At 68.5% G+C, this 15,558-nt stretch carries 13 protein-coding genes; 9 read left to right on the plus strand and 4 right to left on the minus strand.

Annotated features, from left to right (window positions below; genetic code table 11):
* Positions 1-9 precede the first annotated feature (9 nt).
* Entirely contained in the window at positions 10-690 is a 681-nt protein-coding gene (locus CEK29_RS21215; protein ID WP_094804496.1) for a GntR family transcriptional regulator, read from the minus strand.
* 342 nt (positions 691-1,032) lie between these two features.
* Positions 1,033-2,703: a thiamine pyrophosphate-binding protein gene (locus CEK29_RS21220; protein ID WP_094859267.1), complete on the minus strand. Its 1,671-nt coding sequence runs from the start codon at positions 2,701-2,703 to the stop codon at positions 1,033-1,035.
* 158 nt (positions 2,704-2,861) lie between these two features.
* Between CEK29_RS21220 and CEK29_RS21225 the strand changes: the two genes are divergently transcribed.
* From CEK29_RS21225 to CEK29_RS21240, 4 genes are read left to right on the plus strand one after another with little or no spacing between them, the layout of a single operon-like run.
* Complete coding sequence (locus CEK29_RS21225; RefSeq protein ID WP_255176228.1) at positions 2,862-3,641, plus strand: GntR family transcriptional regulator; 780 nt, start codon at positions 2,862-2,864, stop codon at positions 3,639-3,641.
* A 31-nt stretch (positions 3,642-3,672) separates the two neighbouring features.
* A complete protein-coding gene (locus CEK29_RS21230; protein ID WP_094804500.1) occupies positions 3,673-4,596 on the plus strand; it encodes an NAD(P)-dependent oxidoreductase in 924 nt (307 codons plus the stop codon).
* The gene (locus CEK29_RS21235) at positions 4,593-4,952 is read left to right on the plus strand and encodes a RidA family protein (RefSeq protein ID WP_094804502.1); all 360 of its coding nucleotides are present in this window, start codon (positions 4,593-4,595) and stop codon (positions 4,950-4,952) included. The genes CEK29_RS21230 and CEK29_RS21235 overlap by 4 nt, the downstream gene beginning before the upstream one ends.
* A 27-nt stretch (positions 4,953-4,979) precedes the next feature.
* Positions 4,980-6,215: a pyridoxal phosphate-dependent aminotransferase gene (locus CEK29_RS21240; RefSeq protein WP_094859268.1), complete on the plus strand. Its 1,236-nt coding sequence runs from the start codon at positions 4,980-4,982 to the stop codon at positions 6,213-6,215.
* A gap of 144 nt (positions 6,216-6,359) precedes the next feature.
* Here CEK29_RS21240 and CEK29_RS21245 read toward each other — a convergent pair whose 3' ends face one another.
* Both CEK29_RS21245 and CEK29_RS21250 read right to left on the minus strand, forming a co-directional pair.
* The gene (locus tag CEK29_RS21245; RefSeq protein ID WP_094804754.1) at positions 6,360-6,767 is read right to left on the minus strand and encodes a carboxymuconolactone decarboxylase family protein; all 408 of its coding nucleotides are present in this window, start codon (positions 6,765-6,767) and stop codon (positions 6,360-6,362) included.
* A 49-nt stretch (positions 6,768-6,816) separates the two neighbouring features.
* On the minus strand, positions 6,817-7,755 hold the full coding sequence (locus tag CEK29_RS21250; RefSeq protein WP_094804506.1) for a LysR family transcriptional regulator: 939 nt from the start codon (positions 7,753-7,755) through the stop codon (positions 6,817-6,819).
* Between the two features lie 204 nt (positions 7,756-7,959).
* On the opposite strand from CEK29_RS21250, the gene CEK29_RS21255 reads away from it, so the two are divergent.
* From CEK29_RS21255 to CEK29_RS21275, 5 genes are read left to right on the plus strand one after another with little or no spacing between them, the layout of a single operon-like run.
* Complete coding sequence (locus CEK29_RS21255; RefSeq protein ID WP_094859269.1) at positions 7,960-10,098, plus strand: 3-hydroxyacyl-CoA dehydrogenase NAD-binding domain-containing protein; 2,139 nt, start codon at positions 7,960-7,962, stop codon at positions 10,096-10,098.
* Complete coding sequence (locus CEK29_RS21260; protein ID WP_094859270.1) at positions 10,091-11,272, plus strand: acetyl-CoA C-acyltransferase; 1,182 nt, start codon at positions 10,091-10,093, stop codon at positions 11,270-11,272. The genes CEK29_RS21255 and CEK29_RS21260 overlap by 8 nt, the downstream gene beginning before the upstream one ends.
* A gap of 9 nt (positions 11,273-11,281) precedes the next feature.
* The gene (locus CEK29_RS21265; RefSeq protein ID WP_094859271.1) at positions 11,282-12,478 is read left to right on the plus strand and encodes an acyl-CoA dehydrogenase family protein; all 1,197 of its coding nucleotides are present in this window, start codon (positions 11,282-11,284) and stop codon (positions 12,476-12,478) included.
* Positions 12,479-12,489: 11 nt separating this feature from the next.
* Entirely contained in the window at positions 12,490-13,623 is a 1,134-nt protein-coding gene (locus CEK29_RS21270; protein WP_094859272.1) for an acyl-CoA dehydrogenase family protein, read from the plus strand.
* Positions 13,620-15,554 (plus strand): acyl-CoA synthetase, encoded by a 1,935-nt coding sequence (locus CEK29_RS21275; RefSeq protein WP_094859273.1) that lies wholly within the window; start codon positions 13,620-13,622, stop codon positions 15,552-15,554. The genes CEK29_RS21270 and CEK29_RS21275 overlap by 4 nt, the downstream gene beginning before the upstream one ends.
* The last annotated feature ends 4 nt before the right edge of the window (positions 15,555-15,558 follow it).

Below are 15,558 nucleotides of genomic sequence, written 5' to 3' on the forward strand. Positions count from 1 at the left end.
CGCGGTCGCTCAGGCGGGGATGCCGCTCATGTAGATCTGCGCGTAACCCTCGCGGATCGCCACCACGATCTGGTCCATGCGGCGGCCGATGTGCTTTTCGAGAATCGCGACACAGGCGGCTTCGTCGCGCGCGAGCAGGGCATGCGCCAGCCGGCGGTGCTCGTCCTGCGAGGCGGGGCGGTCGGCGCGTTTCATGTCGATCCAGCGCACGAAGCGGATGCGCGCGTTCACGTTCTTCAGTACGCGCAGCATCTCGACGTTGTTCGACATGCCGAGCACGCGCTCGTGGAACATCTCGTCGAGATCGACCAGCTCGGCGATGTCACGTTCACCGGCGTCCGGGCCGGTGGCATCGAGAAAGTCGATCAGCGCACGGATGTCGGCCTCTTCGGCGCGCTCGATCGCCAGCTTGATCGCCGACACTTCGATGGCCTTGCGCAACTCGTAGAGATAGAAGATCTCGTGCACATCGAGATCGCGGCAATAGAAACCCTTGCCGGGCAGGAAGCGCAGCAGCCCTTCGATGCTCAGGCGGTTCAGCGCCTCGCGCAGCGGCGTGCGCGACACGCCGAGCTGCTTGGCCAGCGCCACCTCGTTCAGGCGTTCGCCGGGCTTGAATACGTAGCCGATCGCCATATGGCGGATCTGCTCGTAGACCTTGTCGACGACGCTGTCACTGGTAGCGCTCATGAATTCTCCGGACGATGACACGTAAGCCTTGCACCCGGCCAGGGGGTGGGCGATGGCCCCTCACCCGCCGCGGGCAAAACGACGCACAGCGCGCGAAGCCGGGGGTTTCAAGGCAGACCGTGCGGTCCGGGCGGGATCAGGATCGGCCGCCGCGGCGCACGGCGGGATATTAGTCGATCCGCCGGCCGTGCGAACGCGGCGCGCCCGGGATTCGTCGAGGGAGGAGTGACAGGACGCGACGGCGGGAGGCCGCCGCGGTGCGCAGCGGCGGGGGCACTGGTCGGCCGCACCTCGCCGGCCGCACCTTGCCGGCCGCACCTCCGCGGCCAGCCCCCTTACGGCTCAGCCCTTGGGCGTGAAGTCGCGGGCGTGCGATTGGGCACGGGGATCCAGCGTGCAGTGCAGGATGGCCGGCTTGCCGCTGGCCAGCGCACGCTCGAAGGCGGGCGCGAACTGCTCGGTGGTTTCGACGCGTTCGCCGTGGCCGCCGAACGCCACCGCCATCGCGGCGAAGTCCGGGTTCGACAGCTGCGTCGCCACCACACGGCCAGGGTAGTCGCGCTCCTGGTGCATGCGGATGGTGCCGTACTGGCCGTTATCGAGCACGACGACGATGATCGGCGCGTTGTACTGCACCGCCGTGGCGAACTCCTGGCCGTTCATCAGGAAGCAGCCGTCGCCCGCGAAGGCCACCACCGCGCGGTCGGGCAGTTGGCGCTTGGCCATCACGGCCGCCGGCACGCCGTAGCCCATCGAGCCACTGGTGGGTGCCAGCTGGGTGCCGTAGCGGTGGAAGCGGTGATGACGGTGCAGCCAGCCGGCGTAGTTGCCCGCGCCGTTGCAGATCACGGCATCGGCGGGCAGGCGGTCACGCAGCCAGGCCACCACCTCGCCATATTGGAAGTCGCCGGGCAGCTTGCGCGGCACGTCGGTCCAGGCCAGGTATTCCTCGTGGGCCTGGGCGGCGCTGCCGGCCCACGCGGGCGAGGCCGGCACCTGCACCTGCTCGAGCGCGGCGGCGAAGCCGCGCGGCGAGGCAAGAATGGCCAGGTCGGGCTGGTACACCCGGCCCAGTTCCTCGGCGCCCGGATGCACATGCACCAGGGTTTGCTGCGGCACCGGCACGTCGAGCAGCGTGTACGAGGACGACGGCATCTCCGACAGGCGGCCGCCCACCAGCAGGATCAGGTCGGCATCGGTGATGCGGGCCTTGAGCTTGGCGTCCGGGCCGATGCCCAGATCGCCGGCGTAATTCGGGTGGTCGGCGTCGATCAGCGAGGCACGACGGAACGAGGTCGCCACCGGCAGCTGCGCACGCTCGGCAAAGCGGGCAAACGCGGCGCAGGCCTGCTCGTCCCACCCCGAACCGCCCAACACGGCGATGGGCTTGCGCGCCTTGGCCAGCAGACCCGACAGCGCCTGCAGATCGGCGGGCGCCGGCCAGGCGAGCGCGGGCTCGACGCGCGGCGCATCGACCACCTTGGCCACCTCGACCAGCATGTCCTCGGGCAAGGCGATCACGACCGGGCCCGGACGACCCTGCATCGCCACGCGGAAGGCGCGCGCCACGATTTCGGGCACGCGGGCGGCGCTGTCGATCTCGACGGTCCACTTGGAGATGGCGCCGAACATGCCGCGATAGTCGATTTCCTGAAACGCCTCGCGCTCTTTCATGGCGCGGTCGACCTGGCCGATGAACAGAATCATCGGCGTGGAGTCCTGCATTGCGATGTGCACGCCATGGCTGGCGTTGGTGGCGCCGGGGCCGCGCGTGACGAAGCAGATGCCCGGACGGCCGGTCAGCTTGCCGTAGGCCTCTGCCATGATGGCCGCGCCGCCTTCGTTGCGGCACGAGATTACCTCGACGCCGCTGTCGTAGAGCGCGTCGAGCGCGGCGAGATAGCTCTCACCGGGCACGCAGGACACGCGTTCCACGCCCTGGGCGAGCAATTGATCGATGAGGATTTGGCCGCCGGTGCGGTCGGCAAGCGAAGCGGAACTGGCAGAGGTCATAGCGGGCGTCTCGGAATGAGCAAGGGTGGAAAAAATGATAGCACTTGACTGCATACAGTCCAAGCATCATCATCTGTATGCAGCAACGGATACAGCAGTTTTTTCTTGCCCCAGGGCAAGCTGTGTCGTCAGAATTACGCCGACTTATCAAAGACTTGATGCCGCCCGCCCCGCAGCGGGCCGCCACCGCCAGGATCCCCGGCACCACCATGACCGCCGCGCCCGCGCCCCACGCCAGCAACATCTATGACCGCATCAAGGTCATGGCGACCACGTTTCGCCTGCGTCCGGGCGAGCGCATCAACGAGGTCGAGCTCGCGCGACGCCTGGGCGTGTCGCGCACGCCCGTGCGCGAGGCGCTCAATCGCGTCGCCGCCGAGGGCTTTCTGGTGGCCACGCCCAGCCGGGGCTACACGGTGCGCACGCTCGATGCGCAGCAGATCCTGGCGCTCTACGAGTACCGCGCCACGGTCGAGCTCGGCATCGTGCGCGCCGTGTGCAAGCGCGCCACCGACGACGAACTCGCCGCCCTGCTCGAGCTGGCCGAGTTGCATCGCGATGAGCCCGAGACCGACGGCCAGGCGATCCGTCTGCTGTGGCGCGACGAAGAATTTCACGAGCGCATGGCCGCGCTCACCGGCAATGCCGAGTTTCAGCGCTCGATCCGGTCCATCAACGAGCGCATCCGGTTCGCGCGCTGGATGGATCTGCGTTCGCGCCGCTCGCTCACGCACAACGACCATCCCGACATCGTGCGCGCCCTGATCGCCCGCGACCTCGCTCGCGTCGAGGCCCTCATGGCGCGCCACATCGATCATCACCTCGATCACCTGATCGAGCTCACGCGGCGCGGCTACGCCGAGATCTACATGGGCAATGCGCTCGCCGATTACGCAGAAGCCAGGCTGGCCGAAACCAGCCTGTTGCCCCCTGCCTGACACTCACCCCTCGACTCTCTCAAGGATCCCCATGAAAGCTGTCTTCCTCGATGCCAACCCCACGCTGTCCGCCGTGGCCGAACGCCTGCACCGCGCCGATGATCCCAAGCTGGAGATCAATCGCCAGCCCGACATCACGCCGGACCAGATCCCCGCCAAGCTGGGCGACGCCGAGATCGCGATCATCGATCACACCCACCTGCCCACCGACATCGCGCGCCAGTGCAAGGCGCTCAAGCATGTCGTGTTTCTCGGCACGGGCGCGCGTTCGTACATGAACCCCGAAGAGCTGGCCGAGATCGGCATCGAAGTGCACATCATCAAGGGCTACGGCGACACGGCAGTGGCCGAGTGCGCGTTCTCGCTGATGTGGACCGCCGCCAAGGGTTTCGCCAAGATGGACCGCGGCATGCGCGCCGGCAACTGGCTGCGCACCGACGCCGTGCAACTCACCGGCAAGACCATCGGCCTGGTCGGCTTCGGCGGTATCGCCGCTGAAGTGGCTCGCCTGGCGCAGGGCGCCGGCATGAAGGTGCTGGCCTGGAACCGCAGCCCCAAGACCCACGCCGGCGTGACCTTCGTCACCCTCGACGAACTGCTCGCGCAAAGCGACGTGGTGTCCGTGCATCTGCTGCTCAACGACGAAACCCGCGGCCTGCTGTCGGCCCAGCGCCTGCAACAGATGCGCGACGGCGCGATCCTGGTGAACACCGCCCGTGGCGCCATCGTCGACGAAGCCGCCATGATTGCCGCCCTCAAGAGCGGCAAGCTGGGCGCCGCCGGCCTGGACGTGTTCGAAGTCGAACCCATGCCCGCCCAGCACCCGCTGTACGAACTCGACAACGTCGTGCTGTCGGCCCACTCGGCCTTCCGCACGCCGGAAGCCAGCGACAACCTGATCCAGGCCGCACTGAACCACGCACGCCGTGTGAGCGGCCAGGGAGCCCAGCAATGAGCGATCGCCAGCCTATCACCCGCCTCGACCAGAACGCCCGCCGCTCGCGCGCGGTGATCCACAACAACACCGTGTATCTGGCGGGCCACACCGCCGACGACCGTTCGCAGGACATCGGCGGCCAGACCCGTCAGGTGCTGGCCAAGGTCGACGAGATGCTGGCCGCGTCGGGCACCGACAAATCGCGCGCGCTGAACGTGACGATCTGGCTCAAGAGCATGGAAGATTTCGCCGGCATGAATGCCGTCTATGATGCGTGGATCGTGCCCGGCCAGGCGCCGGCGCGGTGCTGCGGCGCCATCGAACTCGCCGCTCCCGACATCCTCGTTGAAATCATGGTCACGGCCGCCGTCTAGCCGACCTCACCTGAAGCAAAGCAAGCCATGTCTACTTCTGCTACCTCCTCGGGCAAACCGGTACTGCGCCGCGCCCGACGCATCGCCAAGATCGAAGTCTCCGAAATCCTGCGCATCGGCGCGCGCGCGGCCCAGCTCAAGCGCGAAGGCCGGGACGTGATCGTGCTCGGCGCCGGCGAACCCGACTTCGACACGCCGGACAACGTCAAAGAAGCCGCGGTCCGGGCGATCGCGGCGGGCGAGACCAAATACACGCTGCTCGACGGCACCCTCGCGCTCAAGACCGCGATCGTGAACAAGTTCAAGCGTGAAAACGGTCTGGAATTCGGTCTGGATCAGGTCACGGCCAGCGCCGGCGCCAAACAGGTCATTCACAACGCCCTGCTCGCCACGCTGGACGACGGCGACGAAGTCATCGTGGTCACGCCCTACTGGACGTCCTACGCCGACATGATCACCATCGCCGGCGGCGTCACGGTGCAGGTGGATGCCCGCGAAGAAAACGGCTTCCTTCTGGACCCGGCCGACCTCGAGCGCGCCATCACCCCGCGCACGCGCTGGCTGATGCTGAACTCGCCGTCGAACCCGTCGGGCGCGGCCTACGACGAAGCGCGTCTGCGCGCCATCGCCGAAGTGCTGCTGCGCCACCCGCACGTGTGGCTGCTGGCCGACGACATCTACGAACACCTGATCTATGACGGCTTCGCCTTCAAGACCATGGTGCAAGTGGAGCCGCGTCTGGCGGATCGCACGCTGACCGTGAATGGTCTGTCCAAGGCCTATGCCATGACGGGCTGGCGCCTCGGCTATGCCGGCGGCCCCAAGGAACTCATCGCGGCCATGGCCGTGGTGCAGAGCCAGAGCACGTCCAACCCGTGCTCGGTCACGCAGGCTGCCGCGATCGAAGCGCTCAATGGTCCGCAAGATGTCCTGGCCGAGCGCCGCGAGTCGTTCCGCAAGCGCCGCGACCTGGTGGTGGACGCGCTCAACGAGATCCCCGGCATTCGTTGCCGCCGTCCCGAAGGCGCGTTCTATACCTACGCCAACTGCGAGGGCGTGCTGGGCAAGACGACCCCCAAGGGCCAGAAGCTCGAGACCGACGCGGACTTCTGCGCCTACCTGCTCAACGACCACGACGTGGCCGTGGTGCCGGGCAGCATCTTTGGCCTGGCGCCGTACTTCCGCATCAGCTATGCCACGTCCGAGGCGCAGCTGCGCACCGCGATGGAGCGCATCGCGCGCGCCGTCAGCGAGCTGAAGTAACCGCCGCTGCCGCGCCCGCGCGGCATCCGGCAACAAGCCCGCGCGAGCGATCGCGCGGGCTTTTTCACGTGTGGCGCCGCCGCGCAGCCGGCCGCGCCGGCGACGGTCGGCCCTTCACTTCACATCTCCGGCGGCCTTCGGCCCTCACTTCACCTGGAACGCCTCGTCCACCGGCACCTGCATCGCGGTGACGAGCGCATTGGTCTGCGCGGCCATGCCGATCACCGCCAGCAGCTCGGCATGCGCCCGATCGGTCATGCCTTTGGCTTTGGCGGCGGCGGTGTGCGAATGAATGCAGTACGAGCAGCCGTTCGCCGTGGACACCGCGATGTAGATCATCTCGCGCACCAGCGGCGAGAGCTCGCCCTCGCTCATCATCACCACCTTGAGCTGCGCCCAGGTGCGCGCCAGCGCGGGCGGATCATTGGCCAGTGCGCGCCAGAAGTTGTTAACGAAATCCGATTTGCGCGTGGCACGGATGTCTTCGAACACCGCCCAGGCTTCGGGAATCCTGCGCACTTCATCGTCGCTCAGCAAACGCACGGTCGTCATGGCCTTGCCCTCCAGCATGGCGCGCCAGGCGGCGCGCTCCGTGCAACGACTATATCGCGGCTCGCGCGGCCGGCGCGAGCAAGCCGGGCCGCCCCTCGTGCGCCTCCTGGGCACGCGCCAGGATGTACTCGATCATCATGGCGATCGCGCGGGGATGGTGCCGGTTGGGCATGTACAGCATGTACATGCCCCGCCCGTAAATGCTGAGCCGCCACTGCGGCAGGAGCTGTACCAGATCGCCCCGTGCGATGTCTTCGTGGACCACGTAATCGGGCACCACGCCGATACCGATGCCAGCCTGCACCGCTGCGCGCTGGAAAGGATAATTGCGCGAGACCAGCGTGGGCTCGAGGATGACGTGCTCGCGCGTGCCGCCCCGATAGGCCGACAGGCGCAGTGGCCGCCCGATCACCGCTGCGCAGATCACCGGCAGGTGCGACAGCGCCGCGGGCTCCTGCGGCACGCCCGCCCGGGCCACGTACTCGGGCGAGGCACAGGCCACGTAGCCCACCTGCCCAAGTTCGCGCGCCACGAGATTCTGCGGCGGCTCGGACATGATGCGCACGGCGATATCGACCTCGTTGCGCAGCAGGTCTTCGACGCTGTTATCGAACAGCACGTCGAGCACGATATCCGGGTACTGCTGCTTGAACGCCAGCAACCACGGCTGCATCACGAACTGCCCGTAGCCGCTCGGCACGCTCAGGCGCACGCGGCCCTGCGGCGTCTTGCCCAGCGTATCGATCGACTCGCGTGCGGCCACCAGCTCTTCGCGGATGGCACGTCCGTGCTGATAGAGCTTGAGGCCGACCTCGGTGGGCTCGACATGCCGCGTGGTTCGCCGCACCAGTTGCATGCCCACCGAGCGCTCGAGCTGCGTGAGGTGATAGCTCACGTTGGCGCGCGTCATTTTGAGGCGGCGCGCCGCTTCGCTCAGGTTGCCCGCGTCGAGGATCTCGACCAGCAGGGTCAGGGATTTGGTGTCCAAGCCTTGTCTCTCTCGTGGCGATCGGGTCGATCGGGTCGATCGGGTCGATCGGGTCGATCGCCTGCATTGTCAAATCTTCTTTGACGCGATGTCAATCACCGATGCCATTGTCAAGAAAGATTTGCTGAGAAAGAATAAAAGCACAACATCATCGACGCGTTTCCCGGTCCAGACCGCAGGCAGCGCGCAAGGAGACATTGCCCGATGGCAGACACCCACGCCACCGGCGCCGTACAGACGCGCCGGTTGGACACCCTGCTCGTTCTCACGCTCGACCATCCACCCGTGAATGCGCTGAGCGCGCCCGTGCGCCGCGCGCTGCACGACGCGATCACCGCCGCGCAACACGATGACGCCGTACGCGCCATCCTGCTCCTGGGCAGCGGCCGCCAGTTCAGCGCTGGCGCCGATATCCGCGAGTTCGGCAAGCCGCCACTATCCCCTTCGTTGCCCGAGGTCTGCAATCACATCGAAGCGAGCGCCAAGCCGGTGATCGCGGCATTGCACGGCCACGCGCTGGGCGGCGGGCTGGAACTGGCGCTGGCCGCGCACTACCGCGTGGCCGCCACCGGCACCCGCCTGGGCCTGCCTGAAGTCACGCTCGGTCTGCTGCCGGGCGCCGGCGGCACGCAGCGCGCGCCGCGCCTGATGGGCGCGGCGCCTGCCCTCGACCTGATGCTGAGCGGCCAACCGATCACCGCGACCCGCGCGCTCGACGCCGGCCTGATCGACGCGGTGCTGACCGACGAGCCGCTCGAAGCCGCGGCCGTCGCATGGATCGAAGCGCGTCTCGCGCTCGGCCTGCCGCTGCGCCCGACCCGACACGCGCGCGGCATGGCCGACCGGGCCGCCGCCCTCGAGGCCCTGGAGGCCGCCGAGGCACGCAATGCCCGGCAGGCCCGCGGCCTGAGCGCGCCGCCCCGCATCGTGCAGGCGGTGCGCGCGGCGCTCGATCTGCCCTTCGACGAAGGACAGGCCCTCGAACGCAAGCTGTTCCTGGAGTGCGTCGACAGTCCGCAACGCGCCAGCCTCGTGCACGCGTTCTTTGCCGAACGCGAGGCGGCGCGCGTGCCCGAGATCGGCGACGCTTCGCCGCGCCCCGTCTCGGTCTGCGGCGTGATCGGCGGCGGCACCATGGGCGCCGGCATTGCCGTCAGCCTGATCGATGCCGGCTTGCGCGTCATCATGCTCGAACAGGACGACGCGGCGCTCGCACGCGGTCGCGAACGCGTGGAGCACGTCTACGCGAGACTGGTTGCGAGCCAGCGCCTGAGCGCGGCGCAGCAATCGGAGCGGATGGCCCGGTTGACCGGCGCCACGCATTACGACGCGCTGGCCGAGGCCGATCTGATCATCGAAGCCGTGTTCGAAGACATGGACGTGAAATGCGGGGTGTTCCGTGAACTCGACCGCGTGGCGCGTCCGGGAGCCGTGCTGGCCACCAACACCTCCTATCTGGACGTGAACCGTATCGCGGCCGCCACCGGCCGGCCGCAGGATGTGCTGGGGCTGCACTTCTTTTCACCGGCCAACATCATGAAGCTGGTCGAGGTGGTCGTGGGTGAGGCCACCGCGCCCGACACGATCGCGACCGGCTTCGCGCTTGCCAAGCGCCTGGGCAAGACGGCCGTGCGGGCGGGCGTATGCGACGGGTTCATCGGCAACCGCGTGCTCGCAGTCTATCGCCAGGCGGCCGACCTCATGCTCGAGGACGGCGCATCGCCCTACGACATCGATGCCGCGGTACGCGAGTTCGGGTACCCGATGGGACCGTACCAGATGGCCGACCTGGCCGGCGGCGATATCGGCTGGGCCACGCGCAAGCGCCGCGCACCCACCCGCGACCCGGCGTTGCGCTACGTGCAGATTCCCGACCGCCTGTGCGAACGCGGCTGGTTCGGCCAGAAAACCGGGCGCGGCTTCTATCGCTACGCGGACGGGGCGCGCCAGGGCACGCCCGATCCGGAAGTGCTCGCGATCATCGACGCCGAACGCGAACGCGCCGGCATCACGCCGCGCGCCTTCACGCAGGAGGACATTATGCGGCGCTACCTCGCCGCGATGATCAACGAAGCCGCGCGCGTGCTCGACGAAGGCATCGCGCAGCGCCCGTCCGATGTCGACGTGGTGTTCCTGCGCGGCTATGGCTTTCCGCGACACCTTGGCGGTCCGCTGTTCCACGCCGATCGGATGGGCCTGCCCAACGTGCTCGCCGATATCCAGGCCTTCGCGCAGGACGACCCGCACTTCTGGCGCCCCGCGCCGTTGCTCGTCGCCCTGGTCGAACGCGGCCAGGACTTTGCCAGTCTCAACTCGTCTGCCACCGGAAAAACCCATGCGTGAAGCCGTCATCGTCGCCACCGCGCGCACCCCCATCACCAAGGCCCATCGCGGTGAGTTCAACCTGATCGATGGCCCGACCCTGGCCGCGCATGCGGTACGGGCGGCCGTCGACCGCGCCGGCGTGGACCCCGACCTGATCGAAGACGCGCTCATCGGCTGCGGCTATCCGGAAGGCACGACCGGCCGCAACGTGGCGCGCCAGGCCGTGATCCGCGCGCAGCTCCCGGTGAGCGTGGGCGGCGCGACCATCAATCGCTATTGCGCCTCGGGCCTGCAGGCTGTGGCGTCCGCCGCCTCGCGCATCATTGTCGACGGCGCCCCGGCCATGATCGCGGGCGGCGTCGAGAGCGTGTCGCAGATCCGCACGCGCGACGACGGCCAGAGCGGCATGGACGCGTGGATTCTCGCGCACAAGCCCGAGCTGTACCTGCCCATGATCGAGACGGCCGACATCGTGGCTGCGCGCTACGGCATCAGCCGCGAAGATCAGGACAGGTTCGCCGCGCAGAGCCAGGACCGTACCGAAGCCGCCCAGGCCGCGGGCCGCTACGCGGAAGAAATCATCGCGGTGACGACGCGCATGCGCGTCACCGACAAGGCGACCGGCGCCACCGAGGAGCGCGAGGTCACCGTCGACGCCGACACCTGCAACCGGCCCGGCACGCGCTATGAGTCGCTGGCCAAGCTCGAGCCCGTGCGTGGCGCCGGCAACAGCATCACCGCCGGCAACGCCTCGCAACTTTCCGACGGCGCCGCGGCGCTCGTGCTGATGGAAGCCGGCGAGGCCGAGCGCGCGGGGCTACAGGCGCTGGGCGCGTTCCGCGGCTTCGCGGTCGCGGGCTGCGAGCCCGATGAAATGGGCATCGGCCCGGTCTACGCCGTGCCGCGCCTGCTGGCGCGCCACGGTCTCACCGTCGACGACATCGATCTGTGGGAACTCAATGAGGCGTTCGCCTCGCAGGCGCTTTACTGCCAGCGCAAGCTCGGCATCCCGATGGAACGCCTGAACGTGAACGGCGGCGCGATCGCGCTGGGCCATCCATTCGGGGTGACCGGCGCGCGCCTCGTGGGCCACGTCCTGCTCGAAGGCCGCCGCCGTGGCGCGCGCCGCGCCGTCGTGACGATGTGCGTGGGCGGCGGCATGGGCGCGGCCGGCCTGTTCGACATTTACTGAAGGAACGAGATGGATCTGGAATTCACCCCCGAGGAACGCGCCTTCCGCGACAGCGTGCGCAGCTTTCTGCGCGAGCATCTGCCGGCACGGCTGTCCGAGAAGGTGCATGGCGGCAAGCACCTGACGCGCGAAGACATGGTCGAGTGGCACGCCATTCTGAACGCCCGCGGCTGGCTCGCGAGCCATTGGCCCGTGGAGCATGGCGGCACCGGCTGGACCACCGTGCAGAAATTCATCTTCGAGAATGAATGCGCTCTCGCGGGCGCGCCGCGCATCGTGCCGTTCGGTCTCAGCATGCTGGGACCGGTACTGATCAAGTATGGCGACGAAGCCCAGAAGCGCTATTGGCTGCCGCGCATTCTCAACGGCGACGACTGGTGGTGCCAGGGCTACTCCGAGCCGGGCGCGGGCTCTGACCTCGCCTCGCTCAAGACCTCGGCCGTGCGCGAGGGCGACAGCTACATCGTCAACGGCCAGAAGACCTGGACCACGCTGGGCCAGTACGCCAACATGATCTTCTGCCTCGTGCGCACCTCCAACGAAGGCCGCCAGCAAGAGGGCATCAGCTTTCTGCTGATCGACATGAACAGCCCCGGCATCGAGGTGCGGCCCATCATCACCCTCGATGGCGAGCATGAGGTCAACGAGGTGTTTTTCTCGGATGTGCGCGTGCCCGTCGAGAATCTGGTGGGTGGCGAAAACCGCGGCTGGACCTGCGCCAAGTATCTGCTGACCTACGAGCGCACCAACATCGCCGGCGTCGGCCAGTCGACCGCCGCGCTCGCGCGCCTGAAGGCCGTGGCAAGGCGCGAACGCCGTCACGGCAAGCCGCTGGCCGACGATCCCGATTTCGCCGCCCGCGTCGCGCGCGTGGAGATCGAGCTCGAGAACATGCGCACCACGAATCTGCGCGTCATCGCGGCGGCCGCCAACGGCGGCGTGCCGGGCGCGGAAAGTTCGATGCTGAAGATCCGCGGCACCGAGATCCGCCAGGAGATCAATGCGCTGCAGCGCCGCGCCATGGGCCCGTATGCAAGGCCCTACATTCCCGAGGCGCTGGAGGCCGGATACGAGGGCCCGCGGATCGGCCCGGACGGCGCCGACAGCGCCGCCGCGCAGTACTTCAACAATCGCAAGCTGTCGATCTTCGGCGGCTCCAACGAAATCCAGAAGAACATCATCACCAAGATGATGCTCGGCCTGTAGGACGCCGTGCCATGAATTTTGAACATACCGAAGACCGCCGCATGCTCGCCGACATGCTGCGCCGCTTTGTCTCCGAGCAATACGACTTCCCGGCCCGCGACGCCATCGCGCGCTCCGAGGCCGGCTGGAGCCAGACCATGTGGCAGCGCTACGCCGAACTCGGGGCCATCGGCGCCCTGTTCACCGAGGCCGATGGCGGCCTGGGCGGCGCCGGCTTCGACATCATGGTGGTGTTCGAAGCGCTGGGCCGCGGCTTGGTGCTCGAGCCCTTCCTCGATACGCTGATGGTCGGCAGCGTGCTCGCCCGCGCAGGCACGTCCGCGCAGCGCGAGCGGCTCGCTGCGCTGATCGAAGGCAGCGCGACGGTGGCATGGGCGCACGCGGAGCCGGGCAACGGCTACGCGCTCGACGAGGTCGAGACCACCGCGCGGCGCGATGGCGATCACTGGGTGCTGGACGGCGCCAAGGCCGTCGTCACGCTGGGTGACCAGGTGTCTTGGCTGCTGGTGTCGGCGCGCGTGTCGGAGGCCGACATCGGTCTGTTCCTCGTGCCCGCCGACGCGGCGGGCGTGGCCCGCCAGGGCTATCCCCTGATCGACGGCGGCCGCGCCGCGGAAATCACCTTGTCCGGCGTACGCGTGCCGACCGATCACGCCGTCGGCGCACCGTCGGAAGGCGCCGCGCTCATCGAACACGCCGCGGGCCGGGGCGTGCTTGCGCTGTGCGCCGAGGCGCTGGGCGCGATGGACGCCGCGCGCGAGGCCACGCTCGAGTATCTCGGCACGCGCCGCCAGTTCGGCGCGCCCCTGGGCAGCTTCCAGGCCCTGCAGCACCGCATGGCCGATCTGCTGATCGAGATCGAGCAGGCCCGCTCGGCGGTGATCAACGCCGCTGCGGCGCTCGACAAGCCCGAGCGCGCCGCGCGCGAACGCGCCCTCTCGGCCGCCAAGGTCACGATCGGCCGGGTCGGCACACGCGTGGCCGAAGAGAGCATCCAGCTGCATGGCGGCATAGGCATGACATGGGAACTGCCGCTGGCGCATCACGCCAAACGGCTCGTCATGATCGACCACCAGCTCGGCGACGAAGACCATCATCTGCGCCGCTACATCGCGCTCGGGCAGGAAGCGGAGGCGAGCGCATGAACGTCGCCTCCCGCCCCGCCGACACCGAGGTGCTGGGCGCGCCGGGGCAGCCCTTCCGCGCGCCCTTTCCGGTCCGATCGATCGAGGATATCCGCCGCATCGAAGCGACACCGCTCTCCGAGAGCCTGACCGCGCAGAGCACCTACGAGATCTTTCGCAATGCGGCCGCCGCGTTCGGCGACAGCCCCGCACTGACGTTCCTGCGCACCGCCGACCCGGCCGACGAGCCCGTGCGATGGACGTATCGTGAGCTACTCGCGCGCATACACCAGACGGCCAACCTGCTACACGAGCTCGGTGTCGGCCCGACCGACACCGTGGCCATCCTGCTGCCCGGCTGCCTCGAGTATCACCTCGCGCTGTGGGGCGGCGAGGCCGCGGGCATCGTGCAACCGCTCAATCCGCTGCAGGCGCCCGACAAGCTGGCCGCGCTGATGAACAAGGTCCGTGCGCGCGTGCTGATCGCCTACGGCGCGAACGCCGAGTGCGAGTCCTGGACCAAAGCCCTGGCGCTGCGCGCGCTGGTGCCCAGCCTGCAGACGCTGCTGCGCGTGGCGCCGCTGGACGAAGCGCCTGCCGACCGTCCGGACCTGCCGCCCGGCGCCTACGATTTCGACAGTGCCCGCGCGCGCCAGCCCGACGACAGGCTCGTCAGCGGGCGCCGTATCCGCGCCAGCGACGTGGCGGCCTACTTCCACACGGGGGGCACGACCGGCTCGCCCAAGCTCGCGATCCACACCCACGGCAATCAGGTCTTCACGGCCTGGGCCGCGGTGCAGGCGCAGAACGCCAAGCCCGGCGACGTGATGATCAATGGCTACCCGCTGTTTCACGTCGCGGGTGTGTTGCCCGCTTCGCTGGCGGGGCTGTCGGCCGGCGCCGAAACCGTGATCCCGACCACGCAACTGCTGCGCAATCGGGAGGTGGTGCGCAACTACTGGAAGCTGGTGGAGCGCTATCGCGCCACCTCGCTGCTGGGCGTGCCCACCGTACTCGCGGCGCTGACCGACGTGCCGCTCGACGGCGCGGACATCTCCTCGCTGCAGTATTGCCGCACCGGCGCCGCGCCCCTGCCTGCCGAGCTCGCGGCGCGCTTCGAGCGCCAGTTCGGGCTGCGTGTGAACGAAAGTCTGGGCATGACGGAGATGGCCGGCATTTCGTCCATCACGCCGCCCGGCGTGCATGCGCCGGTGAACTGCGTCGGCTTTCCGCTGCCCCATGTGCAGGTTCGCATCGTGGCGCTGGATGTGGCCCCGGGCCTGCCGGCGCACGACATGGCGCCCGGCCAGCCCGGCATGGTGCTGTTCAAGGCGCCCAACGTGATCCCGGGCTTCGTCGACCCGGAAGACACCGCGCGGGCCTTCGCCGCCGACGGCTGGCTCATCAGTGGCGATGTCGGCTTTGTGGATGAGCTCGGCCGGCTGCATCTGCAGGGGCGCGCCAAAGACCTCATCATCCGCGCCGGCCACAACATCGATCCCAAGGTGATCGAGGATGCCCTGGGCCGCCACCCCGACGTGCGCATCGCCGCCGCCGTGGGCGCGCCCGACGCGTATGCGGGCGAACTGCCGGTAGCGTTCGTCACCCTGGTCGAAGGCGCGACCGTGACCGAGGAGGAGTTGTGCGCGCACGCCGCGCGGCACGTCGACGAGGCGCCCGCACGGCCGCGTCGCGTCACCATCCTCGACCAGATGCCCATGACCAACGTGGGCAAGATATTCAAGCCGGACCTGCGCCGACTCGCGGCGGTGCGAGCGGTCCAGGACGTCATCGATGGCATCGCCCGCACACAGGGCGCTGCCCCTTTCGAAGTACTGGCCGATGCCCAACCGGACATCGCCGTGCAAGGCCGGCGTGCCACGCCGGAACACTGGCAGCACCTGCGGCAGGCGCTCGCCCGCCTGCCGCTTAAGGTCGATCTGCGCGAGTAGCGGG

Source organism: Bordetella genomosp. 5, from assembly GCF_002261475.1.
In the GTDB taxonomy this organism is placed as follows: domain Bacteria; phylum Pseudomonadota; class Gammaproteobacteria; order Burkholderiales; family Burkholderiaceae_B; genus Bordetella.

What these genes read in the sequence shown, in the direction of transcription:
- CEK29_RS21240 (WP_094859268.1), top strand. Translation starts at nt 4,980, where the DNA reads ATGTCTACTTCTGCTACCTCCTCGGGCAAACCGGTACTGCGCCGCGCC.
- CEK29_RS21245 (WP_094804754.1), bottom strand. Translation starts at nt 6,767, where the DNA reads ATGACGACCGTGCGTTTGCTGAGCGACGATGAAGTGCGCAGGATTCCC.
- CEK29_RS21260 (WP_094859270.1), top strand. Translation starts at nt 10,091, where the DNA reads ATGCGTGAAGCCGTCATCGTCGCCACCGCGCGCACCCCCATCACCAAG.
- CEK29_RS21235 (WP_094804502.1), top strand. Translation starts at nt 4,593, where the DNA reads ATGAGCGATCGCCAGCCTATCACCCGCCTCGACCAGAACGCCCGCCGC.
- CEK29_RS21230 (WP_094804500.1), top strand. Translation starts at nt 3,673, where the DNA reads ATGAAAGCTGTCTTCCTCGATGCCAACCCCACGCTGTCCGCCGTGGCC.
- CEK29_RS21255 (WP_094859269.1), top strand. Translation starts at nt 7,960, where the DNA reads ATGGCAGACACCCACGCCACCGGCGCCGTACAGACGCGCCGGTTGGAC.
- CEK29_RS21265 (WP_094859271.1), top strand. Translation starts at nt 11,282, where the DNA reads ATGGATCTGGAATTCACCCCCGAGGAACGCGCCTTCCGCGACAGCGTG.
- CEK29_RS21215 (WP_094804496.1), bottom strand. Translation starts at nt 690, where the DNA reads ATGAGCGCTACCAGTGACAGCGTCGTCGACAAGGTCTACGAGCAGATC.
- CEK29_RS21275 (WP_094859273.1), top strand. Translation starts at nt 13,620, where the DNA reads ATGAACGTCGCCTCCCGCCCCGCCGACACCGAGGTGCTGGGCGCGCCG.
- CEK29_RS21270 (WP_094859272.1), top strand. Translation starts at nt 12,490, where the DNA reads ATGAATTTTGAACATACCGAAGACCGCCGCATGCTCGCCGACATGCTG.
- CEK29_RS21220 (WP_094859267.1), bottom strand. Translation starts at nt 2,703, where the DNA reads ATGACCTCTGCCAGTTCCGCTTCGCTTGCCGACCGCACCGGCGGCCAA.
- CEK29_RS21225 (WP_255176228.1), top strand. Translation starts at nt 2,862, where the DNA reads ATGCCGCCCGCCCCGCAGCGGGCCGCCACCGCCAGGATCCCCGGCACC.